Source organism: Mesorhizobium temperatum, from assembly GCF_002284575.1.
Classification (GTDB): Bacteria; Pseudomonadota; Alphaproteobacteria; order Rhizobiales; family Rhizobiaceae; genus Mesorhizobium; species Mesorhizobium temperatum.
The window spans coordinates 190849-206338 of the sequence record NZ_NPKJ01000068.1 but is presented as its reverse complement, the minus strand read 5'-3'; the positions used below and the strand labels follow the sequence as shown (position 1 = coordinate 206338).

Below are 15490 nucleotides of genomic sequence, written 5' to 3'. Positions count from 1 at the left end.
ATGGAACTCTGGATACTCTTTGGTGTCTTCACCGTTCTGATGCTTATCGGCACGCCGATCGCTTTCTGCCTCGGGGTCGCAAGCTTTGCCACCGTCCTCTACATGGGCCTGCCGCCGCTCATCGTGTTCCAGCGCCTGAATTCCGGCATGAGCGTCTTTTCGCTGCTGGCCATTCCGTTTTTCATCTACGCCGGCGACTTGATGGTGCGCGGCGGCATCGCCAGCAAGATCGTTGCCTTCGCCGGCTCGCTCGTCGGCCACATGCGCGGCGGCCTCGGGCAGGTCAACATCGCCACCGCTACACTGTTCGGCGGCATTTCCGGTTCCGCAGTGGCAGAGGCAGCGGCGGTAGGCGGCTTAATGATCCCGCAGATGAAGGCGCGTGGATATGGAGCGGATTACGCCGTCAACGTCACGTCGATGGCGGCGCTGATCGCGCTGCTCCTGCCGCCGTCGCATAACATGATCATCTACTCGATTTCGGCAGGCGGAAAGATCTCCATCGCCGACCTGTTCACCGCCGGCATCATCCCGGGCCTGCTACTGGCCCTGGCACTGATGATCACCGCCTATTTCGTGGCGCGCTCCCGCGGTTATCCGACCGAGCCGTTTCCGGGCTTCGCCGCCGTCGCGCATCTCTTCGCTGTCGCGGTGCCCGGCCTGCTGCTGATCGCGATCATCTTCGGCGGCGTACGATCGGGCGTTTTCACGGCTACCGAGAGTTCCTGCATCGCCGTCATCTATGCGTTGCTCGTGACTGTCCTAGTTTACCGGCAGATGACCTGGGAAGGTTTCGTTCATGCCACCCATGGTGCCGTGCGCACCACGGCCATGGTGCTGCTCATCATCGGCATGGCGGCGGCGTTCTCGTGGTTGATGGCCTTCCTGAAAGTGCCGGCAGCGCTGATAGCCTCGATGAACGCGATCTCGGAAGATCCGCTGGTCGTGCTTCTTCTGCTCAACCTCTTGATGCTGTTCCTCGGCACCTTCATGGACATGGGGCCGACGATCATCATTTGCACGCCGATCTTCCTGCCCGTGGCGCAGGCCTACGGCGTCGATCCGGTGCATTTCGGCGTGATCATGATCCTCAACTTCGGCATCGGGCTGAACACGCCGCCAGTGGGCGCAGTGCAGTTCGTGGCGTGCGCAGTGGGCAAGATATCCGTCTGGGAAGCGATGCGCTCGATCTGGCCGTTCTATGGGGCGGGCCTCCTGGTGCTGGGGCTCGTCACTTACATCCCGGCCATCTCGCTATGGCTGCCGAGCGTCTTCAAATAGGGGTTGGAAATGGCATCGGATACGGCGATCAGCCTGAAGATCGAACGCAAGCCCAAGCTGTCGGAGACCGTGGTTGCGGCGATCCGCAAGCAGTTGCAGGCGGGCGAGATCCAGCCGGGCCAAAAGCTGCCGACCGAGGGCCAGCTGACCGAAACCTTCGGGGTCAGCCGCACCGTCATCCGCGAAGCGCTGGCCAAGCTTGCCGCCGACGGTCTGGTCGAGCCGCGCCAGGGCGCCGGGGTCTTCGTCACCGAGCATATCTCGACGATGTTCGGCACGCTGGCCGCCGACATGGGCAGCAAGGATTCGATCGCACTCAACGTGCTCGAGGTGCGCCTGGCGATCGAGATCGAATCCGCCGGGCTGGCCGCTATCCGTCGCAACGCCGCGCAGGAAGCAGCGATCCAGGAGGCGTTCTTCGAGTTCGAGCGGCTGCTCTTGAACGGCGAGCCGACAGGTCCGGCCGACCTCGCCTTCCACCGGGCGATCGCCAGCGCCACCAACAATCCCTTCTATGTCGAGATGCTCGACGTGCTCGGCCGGCGCGCCATTCCTTGCGACGTGACGTCGCCATGGTCCACCGAACTCGCCCAATCCGACGTCTACCAGCGCGGGCTGCAAGGCGAGCATCTGGTGATCCTGAACGCCATCACGGCCGGCGATGCCGAGTCCGCGCGCGAAGCCATGCGCGCGCATCTCACCGCCAGCCAGCAGCGCTATCGTGAGCGCCTGCACGCACGTCAGATTTTTTATGCCGATTCGGTCAAGGCCGCGGCAACCGAATGATCAATAAGGCAGCCCAATGGGACAGTAATGAATCACACTGATAATCACACCGACTTCACCTCGCGCTTCGCGATCGACCCTGTTACCGCCGCGGCGATGGGGACGGACGAACTTCGTCATAATTTCCTGATCGAAGGGCTGTTCCAGCTAGGCCGCATCGGCCTGACCTATACAAACTACGACCGCATGATCGTCGGTGGCGCCATGCCTGCCGGGGCACCGCTTCCGCTGCAGGCGATCAAGCCGACCGGGACAAAGAACTTTCTCGATCGCCGCGAAATGATCGCTGTCAACATCGGCGGCGCCGGCATCGTGAAGGCCGGCGGCCAGTCCTACGAGCTGCAGCCGCGCGACATGCTGTATCTCGGGATGGGCACCAACGAGGTGTCGTTCGCCTCAGCCAATCCAGCCGAGCCGGCCAAGTTCTATCTGCTCAGCGCGCCGGCGCATCAGAGCCACCCAAGCCAGCTGATCCGCATCGGCGATGCCAAGCGGCTCGATCTCGGCAGCCAGGCGACCTGCAACGAACGCTCGATCTTCCAGTTCATCCATGCCGGAGGCGTGAAAACCTGCCAACTCGTCGTCGGCATGACCCAGCTTGCGTCAGGCTCGGTCTGGAACACCATGCCGTGCCATGTGCATGACCGGCGCATGGAGGCCTATCTCTATTTCGACCTGCCGGAGGCGGCGCGCGTGTTCCATTTCATGGGCGAACCGGACGAGACACGCCATCTCGTCATGCGCAATGAGGAGGCGGTGCTGTCGCCGGGATGGTCGATCCATTCGGGCGCCGGCACCTCCAACTACGCCTTCATCTGGGCGATGGCCGGCGACAATGTCGACTACACCGATGTCGATCCGGTAGCGATGGAAGAGCTGCGGTGAGCGACCTCTCGGCTTTCAGCCTGGCCGGCAAACGCATCCTCGTCACCGGCGCCAACACCGGCATCGGCCAAGGCATCGTCCTGTCGATCGCCCGCGCCGGTGGTGCGGTGGTCGGCGTCGGCCGTTCGGCGATGGACGAGACCGCGCAAAAGATCGCCGCGGCGGGCGGACGCTTCGAGGCGGTGCGCTGCGATCTTGCCGATCATGCCGCCGCCCAGGCAATGCTCGATCGCATCTGGGACGAAACCGGGCCGCTCGACGGACTGGTCAACAATGCCGGCATCATCCGGCGCGCCGACGCCGTCGATTTGGCGGAAGCCGATTGGGACGACGTCATGGACGTCAATCTGAAGACGGTCTTTTTTCTCAGCCAGAGCTTTGCCCGGCGCGTGCTTGCCGATCCCGGACGGCGCGGCAAGATCGTCAACATCGCCTCGGTGCTGAGCTTCCAGGGCGGCATCCGCGTTGCCTCCTACACCGCCTCGAAACACGGCGTGCTCGGCATCACCCGATTGCTCGCCGGCGAATGGGCGTCGAAAGGCATCAACGTCAACAGTATTGCGCCAGGCTATATCGAAACCAACAACACCGAGGCGCTGCGTGCCGATCCAGACCGCAGCGCCGCCATTTTGGCGCGCATTCCGGCCGGGCGTTGGGGCGGGCCGGAAGACATCGGCGATGCGGCCGTCTTCCTGCTGGCGCCGGCGTCGAACTACATGCATGGCGCGGTGGTGCCGGTGGACGGCGGTTGGCTGGCGCGATGAGGCCATGATGAGGATTTGGCGATGACCGGAACGAAGATCTTTTCGCATGCCGGCGAGGGCGCATGGACGCCAACCCCGGATGGCAATCGCAGGCGTGTGCTGCTGCATACGGACGAATTGATGATGGTCGAATTCGGCTTCGACAAGGGCGGTGTCGGTGCGCTGCATTCGCACCCGCATGTCCAGGCGAGCTACGTCGCCGAAGGCCGCTTCGAGGTCACCATCGACGGCAGGACCGAGATCCTGGAGACGGGAAGCAGCTTCATTGTCCCTTCCAATTTGGTCCATGGCGTCAAGGCGCTCGAGGCCGGCCGCCTGGTCGACAGCTTTACCCCGCACCGCGCCGATTTTATCGACTGAGGGCGAGCGAACGCAGGTCATTGCGTAGCGGCAGCCTATCTTCGCAAACGAAAAGCCCGCGCCTCCGGAGAGACGCGGGCGTGTTGCCTGGGCGCTTGTGGCGCCGCGGTACTCAAAACATCACCGCAGAACCTGAACCTGCCGAAGTATGGTGAAGATAGGATTAACCGCGCCAGCGCCGACGCGATATTCACAGTCAAAGCGAATAGGGGCTGGAATCACGATGCCATATCCGCCAATGAGGGAGATATTCTTCAGACGGCGCCGACGGAGACGGGACTTGAGGGGTGATCGAGCATTCGAATCTGCGATCAAGGCAGGCATCTGGAGATTCGCGGGGGAGCTGTGGCAGGTCACGTCGCAACTGGCCGTTCTCGCGCTGCCTTTTCGGGCGGCGCCGATCATAGTAATTCCCTGATGCAGGTAGCGGCGGCGGGCGTCCCGGCGGAGGATCCCAAGCGGCGCGTCCTGAAGGACGTGTTCGGCTTCGACGATTTTCGTCCTGGCCAGGACGCTGTGACGGAGGCGCTGCTGGCCGGGCGTCATGTGCTGGCTGTCATGCCGACCGGCGCTGGCAAATCGCTCTGCTACCAGGTCCCGGCGCTGGTCCTTGGCGGGCTCACCATTGTCGTTTCGCCCCTGGTGGCGCTGATGCAGGACCAAGTCGCCGCATTGCGTCTTGCCGGCGTGGCCGCCGATACGATCAATTCCTCGCTCGACCGCGATGCCAATGTCGCCGCATGGCGCCGCGTTGCGGCGGGCCAGACGCGCCTGCTCTATCTTGCGCCGGAGCGGCTCATGACCGCGCGGATGCTCGAGGCGCTGGCCAGGCTCGATATCCGGCTGATCGCTGTCGACGAGGCGCATTGCATCTCCCAATGGGGCCCGGCGTTCCGGCGCGAATATGAAGAGTTGTCACGGCTGCGCGGCATTTTCCCTGATGTGCCGATCATTGCGCTGACGGCGACAGCGGACGAGGCGACGCGCACCGATATCGCCGCACAGCTGTTCGCTGGGCGCGTCGCAACCCTGGTGCTGGGTTTCGACCGGCCGAACATCAAGCTTGGCATCGAGGCCAAGCAGGACAGCAAGCGCCAATTGCTGGGCTTCGTGCAGCGCCATGCCGGCCGCAGCGGGATCGTCTATTGCCTGTCGCGCAAGAAGACGGAAGAGATGGCGGCGTTCCTCGAGAAGAACGGCGTGCGCGCCCTGGCCTATCATGCCGGCATGAGCAAAGAGGCGCGCGAGGCCAACCAGAACAGCTTCATGACCTTGTCCGGTGTCGTGATGGTGGCGACCATCGCCTTCGGCATGGGGATTGACAAGCCTGACGTCGCCTATGTCTTCCATACCGACCTGCCGGGCAGCCTCGAAGCCTATTATCAGGAAATCGGGCGCGCGGGCCGCGACGGGCGGGCTGCCGAGGCACATATGCTCTTCGGTCTCGGCGATATCCGCATGCGGCGGCTTTTCATCGACGACGAGGACGCGCCGGCGGAGCATAAAAGGCGCGCGCATGGCCGGCTCGATACGCTGATCGGCTATTGCGAAACGGCCCAGTGCCGTCGCCAGATCCTGCTTGGCTACTTCGGCGAGTCAGCAGTGCCTTGCCGCAATTGCGACAACTGCCTTGACCAGACGCCGCATGCGGATGGCGAGGCGGAGGCGCGGATCATCTTCGCTGCCATCGCGCAGACCGGCGAGCGCTGCGGTGCTGCCCATATCGTCGATGTTCTGCTCGGCCATGAAAGCGAGAAGGTCCTGGCCAGGAACCACCACAGGCTTGCCAGCTTCGGGACCGGTGTGGCGCACAAGAAGAATGTCTGGCAGTCGCTGATCCGCCAGCTCGTCGCGGGAGGGTTTCTGACATTGGACTCAGGCGGCCATGGCGGCCTCGCCATCGGCGAAAAGGGCCGTGAGCTGGCCCGCGGCGAGGTCCCGTTCCGGTATCGCGTAGAGGCGCCGCGCCGCGCATCGCGTGGCAAGACACGTCCCACCCCGGACGTTGCCGCGGGCACGGAAGACCTGGATACCGCGCTTTTGGCCACGCTCAAGGCGGTTCGGCTGCGTCTCGCCCGGGAGCGCCAGGTGCCGGCCTTCGTGATCTTCTCCGATCGTACGCTGATCGATATGGCCGAACGCTGCCCGCGCGACCTCGACGCCTTCGCCGCGGTCAATGGCGTCGGCGCCGCGAAGCTCAGGGAATTCGGCCAGATTTTCCTCGGCGCAATCGCTGCGCACCAATCCGGGGTGTCGGTCTGAGGTTATCCGCTACGCTGACGATGGACCGTGCGGGATGAAGTGTCCTTCATCTGCGCTATAGCCCACGAATCCACCTGTCGGGCATCAGTTCTTACCGAGCTCACCGGTCCAACGATCTCGCCCTGCCCAGTACGGGCAAGTGCCGCCTTCCGGATAGTCGATTCCCTCCTCATGCGGACAGCCGAGAATCCCGTCGACCATTGCTATGGAGTGCACCCCATGCCCGCGCAACAACGCGGCGATCTCGGCGAAGATCGTGTCGCTCCTCCGCACGTCGCCGGTCTCGACAAACCAGCGACGCAGGATCGTCGCCTCGGATTGAGGGGCGGGGACGATACCCACCGCCACCTTCGTGGCGCGGAGGTGATCGGGGCCATAGAAGGCGATGGTGCCGACGGGATAACTGCGTACGCCCAGCTTGGCCTTCTTGGCGATCCATTTTCTTGCCCGCTGGTCCGGTTTCATGCTTGCTGCTCTCCGGTGAATCGGCTTGGCGGCGACCTGAGGCTTTTTTATCTGCTGTGGCTGATGGCGGTCGAGGCCGGTTCTATCGAGCCGGACGAGGCGGAGCCGTTGCCGGGGATCGGCCCGATGACTGGCGCGTTCGACGCATTCGCGCGGTTCTTCCGTCTCGATGCCGATCTCGTCGAGGCGGCGGCCGAACGTCCCGCCGGCACGACGGCGGGGGATCCATTGTCATCGGATGTCGTCCGTCGTTCCGTTGCCGATTTGCCTGATCATGAAAAAACGACGCTGCTTGCTCGACTGGCCGAGGGCGATCCGCATGTGGCGAGTGAGCTTCGGGCGCTCGTTCGGGATCGCCAGGTGTTGCAGGCCTCGGCGGCTCGACCCGCCGTCGCTCCGCGCTCGGCCGGCGAATTGCGAGCCCGTGCCGATGCGATCCGCGAGGCTCGCGAGCGCGAGCAAAGCGAGCGGCGGGAGGCCGAAAGGAAACGGCGGGAGGCGGAAGAGTTACGCGCCCGCCGCGCCCGGCTCGATGCGATCATGCGGCGCGGCGAAGCCGTGTGGCGCGAGGTGGAGACCGAAATCGAGCGCCGCAACGCTTCCGGCTACGATACGGCCGCCGGTCTTCTGCTCGACCTCAAGGCGATTGCCGAGGAGCGGGGGGCGATTGGCGACTTCGCCCGCCGGTTGCAGGCGATCCGCGAACGGCATATCCGCAAGGGGCGCTTCATCGAACGGCTGGCGGCACTAGGATAGCATGCCCCCGCGGCGGTGACTCGGCGTCGAAGCCGAACCCATGGAGCCGTGGAACCTCGGCTCCAATGCCATGTCCTGCGAAATCGATCATTTTCGGCCTTCGGCTCTCACGCCGGCGCCGCAATCAGCACCTGCTTCGTCTCACCGCTGCGATCGCGGCCTCCTGCTGCCGCAAGCGCTCGATTTTCGCGCTCTGGCGGGCAGTGACGGTAGAGGCGACACGCCGGGCTCCCCAAAGCCAGTCCGGAATTTTGGTTTTCGCGACTTTGCCCCGAGTGATCGCTGTCGCCGACATCTCCTTGGCGACTTCGCCCATGGCCACGTTGAGTTCGACGCAGCTCATCTTGTCATATTTCGCGGCGTCAAAGGATGCGTGGAAGGGCGATGCGCAACCTCCGACAAACACGAGGCTGCATATCAGGGGCGTGGCTGTAGAGATGGCTTTCATTTTATCAAGCAGATTTGACGCCGGACGGGCGAATGAGGCATGTGAACCTCTACAACACTCTGCTCTACGCGTCATTCCCCCTATAATCCTCGAAGAATTTCGAGAGAGCCGCTGCGGTCTGGTGAGGGTGCTCTTCTGGAAAGAAGTGCCCACCCGGGACAGGGCTTCCTGCAACTCTGTCGGCCCATTTCCTCCAAATAGCCAGCGGTCCGCCTTCCCCGGCATACCATTTCTCGAGGCCGCCTTCGCTGCTCCACAGTGCCAGCAGCGGACACTCAATGCGACGATCATTTGCCTGGTCCAGCGCGTCATGTTCACGATCGACCGTGGCAGCGGCCCGATACTCTTCGCATATCGCATGAACATGAACGGGATCGCGAAGCGCCTCGACATAGGCGTCCCTGACCTGTGCAGAGAACGCTTCTGCCGGCGACCCCCACTGCACAATCGCGTTGTCGACTATGGCATCGGGCGCTGCGCCTATCAGTCGCTCCGGCAGCGGCTCCGGTTGCGCGAGAAGGCTCCAGGGCCAGAAGCCGAGAGCCAGTCTGGCGTCCGCCCTATCCCACGCGGCGGCGGTGGGGATGACGTCGAGGACCGCGACCTTGGATATCTCATCGGGGTGATCGAGCGCCAGGCGATAGGCGACCCGCCCGCCACGATCGTGTCCGGCAACCATGAACTGCTCAAACCCAAGCTGCTTCATGGCTCGCACCATGTCGCCGGCCATGGCGCGTTTGGCGTAGGGACTATGATCGGCAGAGGAGACCGGGCAGCCGCTTTGCCCATAGCCTCGAAGATCGGCGGCGATCACCGTAAAGCGGGGCGCCAAGGCCACGGCGATATCCCTCCACATCAGATGCGTTTCGGGAAAACCATGAAGAAGCAGCAGCGGCGGACCGGTCCCGCCGATCCTTGCGAAAACGGTCGTGTCGTCTAGTTCTAAGCTGGTGGCCCTGAAACCTGCAAACACCGTTCGTCTCCCTCGGCGTGCCCAAAGGCGACAACGCACAAGGTGCTAGAAGGATCACGTCAGCGGCCGTGTCTGGAGTCGAGGCGATCCGGGAATTCTCCTCAATGGCCGAATACGGAAGCTGCGGGCCACTGATATTTCGATCGGCGCACCCCATATGAGCGACAAGAGTGTCGCTAGGGATTTGCTATGATGATTTCGCGTTCGAGCCGGTTTGCAGTTTTGTTTGCAGGACTGTTCCTGGCATTTTCCATGGTCACGGCCGATTACGCCGAGGCGCGGCGTGGCGGCAGCTTCGGCAGCCGCGGCACGCGCACGTTCCAGTCGGTCCCGCCGACCAGGACGGCGCCACAGCCGGCCGCGCCGGTCGAGCGCTCGATGGCACCCAACACCACAACGAACAATGCGGCCCGCCAGACACCGGCAGCCCAACGACCAGGGATCTTCAGCGGCCTCGGCGGCTCGATGATGCGTGGCCTGCTGCTCGGCGGTCTGATCGGACTTCTTTTGGGCCAAGGGTTCGGCGGCTTGGCCGGCATATTGGGCCTGCTTCTTCAAGGGCTGCTGATCGGCGGCGCGATCATGTTGGCGATCCGCTTTTTCCGGTCGCAATCGGCGCGCAACCAAGCGCCCGCCATGGCCGGTGTTCCGCGCAGCATGGGGAACTTTGGGCGAAACCCGGCAGCCCAGCCCGACGCCGACAACGTCTCGTCTTTCCCCATTCCAGGCATCGGCTCTGGATTTGGCCGGACAGCTCCAGCCTCCGATGAAATTACAATGACGCAGGCCGACCTCGACATATTCCAGCAGCGGCTGACGGAGGTTCAGGAAGCGTTCGGGCGCGAAGATCATGCTGGCTTGCGCCGGCTGGCGACCCCCGAGATGGTGTCATACTTGTCCGAGGAGCTTGCCGACAATGCCAAAAACGGCGTCAGGAACGAGGTCTCGAACGTCAGCCTGTTGGAGGCCGATATTGCGGAGAGCTGGCGGGAAGACGATCGCGACTACGCGACGGCTGCCTTACGCTACGAGTCTCACGACGTGATGCGCGATCGCGCCAGCGGCAAGATCGTCGCCGGCGAAGCCGATCAGCCGACGGAAACAACCGAACTGTGGACCTTCACGCGCCAGAACGGCGGCGACTGGAAGCTCGCAGCAATACAGCAGCCCTAACCGATACCTGCAGCCTCGGCCGTTCACGTCCTCTTGCGAGTCACGATGTAAGGACGGTTGTCGTTGCCCTTCGTTGCGTGGCTTTCAGCGGCAAGAACGTCGAAGCCCGCGGCATCGATAGTTACTCGCGATGGCGCAGCGCGTCGACCAAGGCGACGAAAGCAGGTGAGGATTGCCGGCGGCTCGGATAATAGAGATGGTAGCCATCCCAATATGGCGACCAACCTTCCAGTACCCGGGCCAGCCGACCTTTCGCGATGTGAGGAAGCGCAATTTCTTCCGGAACATAGCCGAGGCCGCGGCCGGCCAGCGCAGCGTCCAGGACATGAAAGATGTTATTGAAAACGAGCTGCCCATCGACGCGAATTTTGATCTCGCGGCCGTTCTCCTCGAACTCCCACACATAAAGAGCCCCTGACGTTGGAAAACGGTAGTTGATGCAATTGTGCTGCACGAGATCCTGCGGCTTCCCCGGCTCGGGATGCTCGGCAAAGTAGGATTTGGCGCCGACGACCACGAACCGGAAATCCGGCCCGATGCGAGCGGAGATCATGTCTTTCGCAAGCTGCTCGCCCATGCGGATCCCGGCGTCAAAGCGCTCCGTCACGATGTCGGTGAGGCCGTTGTCGAGCAGGAGTTCGACCTTGATGTCGGGATATTTCGGGAGAAAGCGTTTCAGCTTGGGCCAAAGGATGCTGCTGATTGCATAGTCAGGCGCTGAGAGCCGGATGGTTCCGGCGGGCTTTTCTCTCAATTCGTTCAGGGCATCGACCTCGACTTCGATCTGGTCAAAGTGAGGCCCAATCCGCTCCAAAAGCCTCTCTCCCGCTTCTGTGGGGGCCACCGCGCGTGTCGTGCGTGTGAGCAAGCGAACGCCAAGGCGAGCTTCGAGTTGACGGATAGTGTGGCTTAGTGCCGATTGCGATATGCCGAACCGGGCTGCGGCTCGCGTAAAGCTACGCTCCCGAGCAACAGCCAGGAACGCGAGCAGATCGTTGACATTCTGCCGCGGCACTCATGAATCCTTCTGATAGCCAAAGCTCGATTATACGGAATAAATCGAAAGCGAATACGGAGACCTGATTTTGCGGCAGCTTATGCAATTCGCGCCGCTCGCCCTCCGGCAACCAGCTACGAGCGGGTTGCACACGTTTCAATCGGTGCGTTCAACTCGGACAGCGACGGGACCGGGACGGTCAAAGATCGAGACATCGCCAGTGACCTGCCCGAGCACAATGATGCCAGGTGCCGGGACGCGACCGCTCCGATAGTAGATCACGAAATGATCGGAACTCCAGAGTCCAAGCGTGCCGATAGAGAAGTCGCGCTGCCGCGCCAGTTCGGGCAAGGCGGAAGGCAGGTTGCCGGTCTTTTCCTGGCGGAGATGGTCGGACATCTCGATCGTGAGCGGCAGTATCTGCGCCAGAGATTTTGCGGCTTCGTTATCGGCAAGATCGGCTGTGACCTCGCCCCAATCCGAAGAAATGCGAATTCGCTCTTGAGCCATGGCAGGTCCAACCGTTCCTAGTGCGATAACAGCGGAGCTCAGCAGTGATTTCAGCATGCTGTCGTATCTCCGATCCATGCTGATGGAGCCTGCTCTCTCCGGCGCAGGCTCCATCTCGCCGCTCACGCGGAGAGGTGCTGATTGAAGAAGCTGGTCAGCTTGTCGAACGGGATCAGGTCCGCGCGATCGTAGAGATCGACGTGCCCGGCGCCGGAAACCCACACAAGCTCCTTCGGCTCGGCCGCTCGTTTGTAAGCATCCTCGCTGAACTCGCGGGAGTGAGCCAGATCGCCCGAGATGAACAGCATCGGGCGCGGCGAGATCGTCTCGATGTCGTTGAACGGGTAGAAGTTCATGAACTTGACATTGCTGGTCAGCGTCGGATGCGTGGTGATCTTGGGGTTTGCACTTGCGGGCGTGAATTCACCCCTCGGCGTGCGGTAGAAGTCATAGAACTCCCGCTGGATGGGATGGGTGTCGGCGGTCAGCTCATGCACCGTGCCGCTGGTATATTCGACCTCGCCGCCTTCAAACTCGACCCAGCGCTGCTCGGCAGCTGCAGCAATGGTCTCCTTGCGCTGCTCGACGCTCAGCGAATGGTTAAGCGCGTTGCGGTTGGCGGCCCCCATATCGTACATGCTGACGGTCGCGATGGCGCGCATCCGCGGGTCGATCTTGGCCGCGCTGATGACGAAACTGCCGCTGCCGCAGACGCCGATCGCGCCGATGCGGTTTCTGTCGACGAATGGTCGTGTGCCCAAGAAATCGACCGCGGCGCTGAACGCTTCGGCGTAGACATCAGGTGAAACGATCTGGCGGGCCTCGCCCTCGCTCTCGCCCCAGAACGGCAGGTCGATGGACATCGCGACGAAGCCCTGTTCGGCCATCTTGGTGGCATAAAGGTTTGCGCTCTGCTCCTTCACCGCACCCATCGGATGCCCCACGACGAGCGCCGGATGGCGCGCATTGCGGTCGAGGTTGTTGGGAATGAAAACATTCCCCGCGACGTTCATCTCGTATTGGCTTTTGAAGGCAATCTTTTCGAGCGTCACCTGGTCGCTGGTGTAGAAGTTGTTCGCGCCGTTTGACATATCTTGAGCCTTTGCGAAGGGGATGCTGAAGAGCGACGCCGCACCGAGCGCGGCGACGCCGGCGCCGGTCAGCTTCAGGAGATCACGCCGGCCAAAGTCGACACTGGACTGCGGTTCCGCCGTGATCTCAATTCCGATCTGCTTGTTCATGCCTGTCTCCTTTGATCGTCCTGAACTGTCGCAGGCCTGCCGGGCCATGCTCATTGCTCGGCATGCGCGGCAGTGTTGCGAATGTCTAAATAGAATAGCGACGGCGGCGGCGATCAATTAGGCGGCAAAATCCGCATGTCGTCATGATTCAGATTCATCAATCGGATAGCGCAGGCTCGTCCCGAAGGTGAACAGATTGGTCCGCCTCCAGCCGCATCTGCATGCACAGGAAGAAGATCGTCACCGTGCTCGCCGATCAAAGGTTCGGCGTCAACGAGTTCGACGATGGCATTTGGCCCTTGAGCTTCATGCACTATGATGTTGGATACTTCGACCTGGAACAGAGGACATTGCAGACCATCACAACCCGTTCGGCACGAGGTTGTCGCCATGTCTTAGGTACAATCTGTTACCCATGTCTCCGGGTCGGACAGGCGGCAAACTGGCGGAGAGGGAGGGATTCGAACCCCCGATGGGCTTGCACCCATGCCGCATTTCGAGTGCGGTGCATTCGACCACTCTGCCACCTCTCCGCGGTCATGGTCCGCCGTTGCCGGCGCGGCGCACTAGATAACGGCTGGACGGACAGGTTACAAGGGCCAATCTGCCCGGCGATCCGGCTTCTTGTCGGGCTTGCCGCCCGGCTCTCGGTGTTGCCGCGCGCTTGGCCTGAACGTTCGGCTGCTCGCTACTGGCCGTTTGCCTTGACTCGCGCCGAACCTTCGGTTAGGGACAGCGCGCAATCGGCGTGGAGGGTTCTTCCGCGCCGCTTGTTTTTTGAACCCGCAGACTGACAAAAAGACGGCCGAACCGCCTGAAGCGGTTCATCAAGGCCGACCGAACAGCGAAAGGCAAAAAATGTTCGCAGTCATCAAAACGGGCGGCAAGCAGTATCGCGTCGCCGCCAACGATCTCCTGAAGATCGAAAAAGTCGAAGGCCAGGTCGGCGATATCGTCGAGATCGGCCACGTGCTCGCGCATGGCGAGGGCGAGAATGTCACGTTCGGCGCGCCGTTCGTCGACGGCGCCCTGGTCACCGCCGAAGTCGTCGAACAGGGCAAGAACCGCACGGTCATCGCCTTCAAGAAGCGCCGCCGGCAGAATTCGCGCCGCAAGATCGGCCATCGCCAGCTTTTGACCACCGTGCGGATCGCCGAGATCCTGCTGGATGGTGCCAAGCCGACGAAAAAGGCCGCGGCCAAGACCGAGGCAAAGGCTGCTCCGAAGAAGGAAGCCAAGGCAGAGGCTGCGCCGAAGGAAGCAGAGGCCAAGGCAACCGAGACCGCCGCTCCGCTGTTCAAGACGCCGAAGGGCGAGCCGGACGATCTGACCGTGATCAAGGGCATCGGCCCGGTTGCGGCCGGCCAGTTGAACGAGCAGGGCATCACGACCTTCGCCCAGATCGCCAAGCTGTCCGACAAGGACGTCGCCAAGATCGAAGAGCATATGCCGTTCAGCGCCGACCAGATCATGGACTGGCGTGAGCAGGCCAAGGAATTGGCGAAGAAGTAAAGCGGCCCGGCGCGATCGTCGCCGGTTCGGACTTGAAACGGAACGCGAACGCGTTCATAAGACCTTTAAGCGCCCGTGCGGCGCATCGGAGTTAGTTAGATGGCACACAAGAAAGCTGGCGGTTCGTCGCGCAATGGTCGCGACTCCCATTCCAAGCGGCTCGGCGTGAAGAAGTTCGGCGGCGAAGCCGTGATTCCGGGCAACATCATTATTCGTCAGCGTGGCACGACGTGGCATCCCGGTACCAATGTCGGCATTGGCACGGATCACACGCTGTTTGCGCTCGAAGCTGGCGCAGTCACCTTCAACAAAAAAGCCAATGGCCGAACCTACGTATCGGTGAACCCGATGACGAAGGCCGCGGAGTAGCCGGTTCCGTACGAGAACACCGGCACCCATCTCGGGAACCGGTGTCTGGCCAAGCCAGGAAATGGATCAGGGGAGATGGGTTTCCATCTCCCCTTTTTCTTGTGCCTGGAGGACTGACATGGTTGCCGAAGCGGAAGACACAGACGGTGAAAGTTACGCGATAGATTGTCCGGTCCTGGTGACCGAACGGCTGGTCCTGCGGCCGCCGCGCGAAAGCGATATCGAGCAACTGGTGGTGCTCGCCGACAACCGCCACGTCGCCGAAATGCTGGCCCGCATGCCGCACCCCTATGGCGAGGCCGAGGCTCGCGCCTTCCTGGCGATGACAGCATCGCGCCGGGCCGGGATCGCCTATGCCTTGACGCTGGCCGGTACCGAAACCTTCGTCGGCTGTGCCGGCCTCAACACCACTGATCGCGGGCTGGAGCTCGGCTACTGGATCGGCGAGCCCTACTGGAAGCGCGGCTATGCGACGGAGGCCGCGCATGCGCTGGTCGACCTCGCCTTCCAGAGGACATCGATCCAGGTGCTGCATGCCTCGACGCGGGTCATCAATCCGGCCTCGCGCCGGGTCATCCACAAATGCGGCTTCCAATATGCCGGCCAGGGCATGCTGAACTCGATCGTCGCCGGCCAGGTGCCCGTCGAGCGCTACCGTCTCGATCGCAACACCTGGACCAGCCTGCGGAACTGGGTCCATTTCTGATG

17 protein-coding genes, 1 tRNA gene and 1 pseudogene are annotated in these 15490 nt (G+C 62.5%); 12 read left to right on the top strand and 7 right to left on the bottom strand.

Annotated elements, in window-relative coordinates; genetic code table 11:
• The 6 genes from CIT26_RS27400 (at position 1) to recQ (ending at position 6338) form a co-directional block, all read left to right on the top strand.
• Positions 1 to 1281: a TRAP transporter large permease gene (locus CIT26_RS27400; RefSeq protein WP_095495456.1), complete on the top strand. Its 1281-nt coding sequence runs from the start codon at positions 1 to 3 to the stop codon at positions 1279 to 1281.
• Between the two features lie 9 nt (positions 1282 to 1290).
• A complete protein-coding gene (locus CIT26_RS27395) occupies positions 1291 to 2067 on the top strand; it encodes a FadR/GntR family transcriptional regulator (protein WP_095495455.1) in 777 nt (258 codons plus the stop codon).
• A 27-nt stretch (positions 2068 to 2094) separates the two neighbouring features.
• The gene (kduI, locus tag CIT26_RS27390) at positions 2095 to 2952 is read left to right on the top strand and encodes a 5-dehydro-4-deoxy-D-glucuronate isomerase (RefSeq protein WP_095495454.1); all 858 of its coding nucleotides are present in this window, start codon (positions 2095 to 2097) and stop codon (positions 2950 to 2952) included.
• The gene (kduD, locus tag CIT26_RS27385) at positions 2949 to 3716 is read left to right on the top strand and encodes a 2-dehydro-3-deoxy-D-gluconate 5-dehydrogenase KduD (protein WP_095495453.1); all 768 of its coding nucleotides are present in this window, start codon (positions 2949 to 2951) and stop codon (positions 3714 to 3716) included. Before kduI ends, kduD begins: the two co-directional genes overlap by 4 nt.
• A 21-nt stretch (positions 3717 to 3737) precedes the next feature.
• On the top strand, positions 3738 to 4076 hold the full coding sequence (locus CIT26_RS27380) for a cupin domain-containing protein (RefSeq protein ID WP_095495452.1): 339 nt from the start codon (positions 3738 to 3740) through the stop codon (positions 4074 to 4076).
• Between the two features lie 417 nt (positions 4077 to 4493).
• On the top strand, positions 4494 to 6338 hold the full coding sequence (gene recQ / locus CIT26_RS27375) for a DNA helicase RecQ (RefSeq protein WP_095495451.1): 1845 nt from the start codon (positions 4494 to 4496) through the stop codon (positions 6336 to 6338).
• Positions 6339 to 6422: 84 nt separating this feature from the next.
• Here the strand turns inward: recQ and CIT26_RS27370 are convergent, their stop codons facing one another.
• Positions 6423 to 6803, bottom strand: a complete 381-nt coding sequence (locus CIT26_RS27370) for a uroporphyrinogen decarboxylase/cobalamine-independent methonine synthase family protein (protein ID WP_095495450.1) — start codon at positions 6801 to 6803, stop codon at positions 6423 to 6425.
• Positions 6804 to 6818: 15 nt separating this feature from the next.
• Here CIT26_RS27370 and CIT26_RS27365 point away from each other — a divergent pair, with 15 nt between their 5' ends.
• Positions 6819 to 7559, top strand: coding sequence for a hypothetical protein (locus tag CIT26_RS27365; protein WP_095495449.1), 741 nt, complete (start codon positions 6819 to 6821; stop codon positions 7557 to 7559).
• A 124-nt stretch (positions 7560 to 7683) separates the two neighbouring features.
• Here CIT26_RS27365 and CIT26_RS27360 read toward each other — a convergent pair whose 3' ends face one another.
• Both CIT26_RS27360 and CIT26_RS27355 read right to left on the bottom strand, forming a co-directional pair.
• The gene (locus CIT26_RS27360) at positions 7684 to 8007 is read right to left on the bottom strand and encodes a hypothetical protein (protein ID WP_095495448.1); all 324 of its coding nucleotides are present in this window, start codon (positions 8005 to 8007) and stop codon (positions 7684 to 7686) included.
• Between the two features lie 64 nt (positions 8008 to 8071).
• The gene (locus tag CIT26_RS27355; RefSeq protein WP_095495447.1) at positions 8072 to 8980 is read right to left on the bottom strand and encodes an alpha/beta fold hydrolase; all 909 of its coding nucleotides are present in this window, start codon (positions 8978 to 8980) and stop codon (positions 8072 to 8074) included.
• Between the two features lie 192 nt (positions 8981 to 9172).
• Between CIT26_RS27355 and CIT26_RS27350 the strand changes: the two genes are divergently transcribed.
• A complete protein-coding gene (locus tag CIT26_RS27350; RefSeq protein ID WP_095495768.1) occupies positions 9173 to 10153 on the top strand; it encodes a Tim44 domain-containing protein in 981 nt (326 codons plus the stop codon).
• Between the two features lie 121 nt (positions 10154 to 10274).
• On the opposite strand, the gene CIT26_RS27345 is transcribed toward CIT26_RS27350, so the two are convergent.
• From CIT26_RS27345 to CIT26_RS27335, 3 genes are all read right to left on the bottom strand, one after another.
• Positions 10275 to 11168 (bottom strand): LysR family transcriptional regulator, encoded by an 894-nt coding sequence (locus CIT26_RS27345; protein ID WP_095495446.1) that lies wholly within the window; start codon positions 11166 to 11168, stop codon positions 10275 to 10277.
• Between the two features lie 138 nt (positions 11169 to 11306).
• Positions 11307 to 11786 (bottom strand): cyclophilin-like fold protein, encoded by a 480-nt coding sequence (locus CIT26_RS27340; RefSeq protein ID WP_245319575.1) that lies wholly within the window; start codon positions 11784 to 11786, stop codon positions 11307 to 11309.
• Positions 11783 to 13018, bottom strand: coding sequence for an alpha/beta hydrolase (locus CIT26_RS27335; RefSeq protein WP_245319574.1), 1236 nt, complete (start codon positions 13016 to 13018; stop codon positions 11783 to 11785). The genes CIT26_RS27340 and CIT26_RS27335 overlap by 4 nt, the downstream gene beginning before the upstream one ends.
• Before the next feature lie 95 nt (positions 13019 to 13113).
• On the opposite strand from CIT26_RS27335, the pseudogene CIT26_RS38925 reads away from it, so the two are divergent.
• Positions 13114 to 13292 (top strand): annotated as a pseudogene (locus CIT26_RS38925) (transposase); the annotation flags it as partial.
• 52 nt (positions 13293 to 13344) lie between these two features.
• On the opposite strand, the gene CIT26_RS27325 reads toward CIT26_RS38925, so the two are convergent.
• Positions 13345 to 13434 (bottom strand) — tRNA-Ser (locus CIT26_RS27325).
• A gap of 325 nt (positions 13435 to 13759) precedes the next feature.
• On the opposite strand from CIT26_RS27325, the gene CIT26_RS27320 reads away from it, so the two are divergent.
• From CIT26_RS27320 to CIT26_RS27310, 3 genes are all read left to right on the top strand, one after another.
• Positions 13760 to 14413: a 50S ribosomal protein L21 gene (locus CIT26_RS27320; RefSeq protein WP_095495767.1), complete on the top strand. Its 654-nt coding sequence runs from the start codon at positions 13760 to 13762 to the stop codon at positions 14411 to 14413.
• Positions 14414 to 14512: 99 nt separating this feature from the next.
• Positions 14513 to 14782 (top strand): 50S ribosomal protein L27, encoded by a 270-nt coding sequence (gene rpmA / locus CIT26_RS27315; RefSeq protein ID WP_023678077.1) that lies wholly within the window; start codon positions 14513 to 14515, stop codon positions 14780 to 14782.
• 118 nt (positions 14783 to 14900) lie between these two features.
• The gene (locus CIT26_RS27310; protein ID WP_095495443.1) at positions 14901 to 15488 is read left to right on the top strand and encodes a GNAT family N-acetyltransferase; all 588 of its coding nucleotides are present in this window, start codon (positions 14901 to 14903) and stop codon (positions 15486 to 15488) included.
• Positions 15489 to 15490: the final 2 nt, after the last annotated feature.

Excerpts from the sequence above, each read along its gene's own strand:
- CIT26_RS27400 (WP_095495456.1), top strand. The coding sequence starts at position 1 with ATGGAACTCTGGATACTCTTTGGTGTCTTCACCGTTCTGATGCTTATC.
- CIT26_RS27395 (WP_095495455.1), top strand. The coding sequence starts at position 1,291 with ATGGCATCGGATACGGCGATCAGCCTGAAGATCGAACGCAAGCCCAAG.
- kduI (WP_095495454.1), top strand. The coding sequence starts at position 2,095 with ATGAATCACACTGATAATCACACCGACTTCACCTCGCGCTTCGCGATC.
- CIT26_RS27380 (WP_095495452.1), top strand. The coding sequence starts at position 3,738 with ATGACCGGAACGAAGATCTTTTCGCATGCCGGCGAGGGCGCATGGACG.
- recQ (WP_095495451.1), top strand. The coding sequence starts at position 4,494 with ATGCAGGTAGCGGCGGCGGGCGTCCCGGCGGAGGATCCCAAGCGGCGC.
- CIT26_RS27370 (WP_095495450.1), bottom strand. The coding sequence starts at position 6,803 with ATGAAACCGGACCAGCGGGCAAGAAAATGGATCGCCAAGAAGGCCAAG.
- CIT26_RS27360 (WP_095495448.1), bottom strand. The coding sequence starts at position 8,007 with ATGAAAGCCATCTCTACAGCCACGCCCCTGATATGCAGCCTCGTGTTT.
- CIT26_RS27350 (WP_095495768.1), top strand. The coding sequence starts at position 9,173 with ATGATTTCGCGTTCGAGCCGGTTTGCAGTTTTGTTTGCAGGACTGTTC.
- CIT26_RS27320 (WP_095495767.1), top strand. The coding sequence starts at position 13,760 with ATGTTCGCAGTCATCAAAACGGGCGGCAAGCAGTATCGCGTCGCCGCC.
- rpmA (WP_023678077.1), top strand. The coding sequence starts at position 14,513 with ATGGCACACAAGAAAGCTGGCGGTTCGTCGCGCAATGGTCGCGACTCC.
- CIT26_RS27310 (WP_095495443.1), top strand. The coding sequence starts at position 14,901 with ATGGTTGCCGAAGCGGAAGACACAGACGGTGAAAGTTACGCGATAGAT.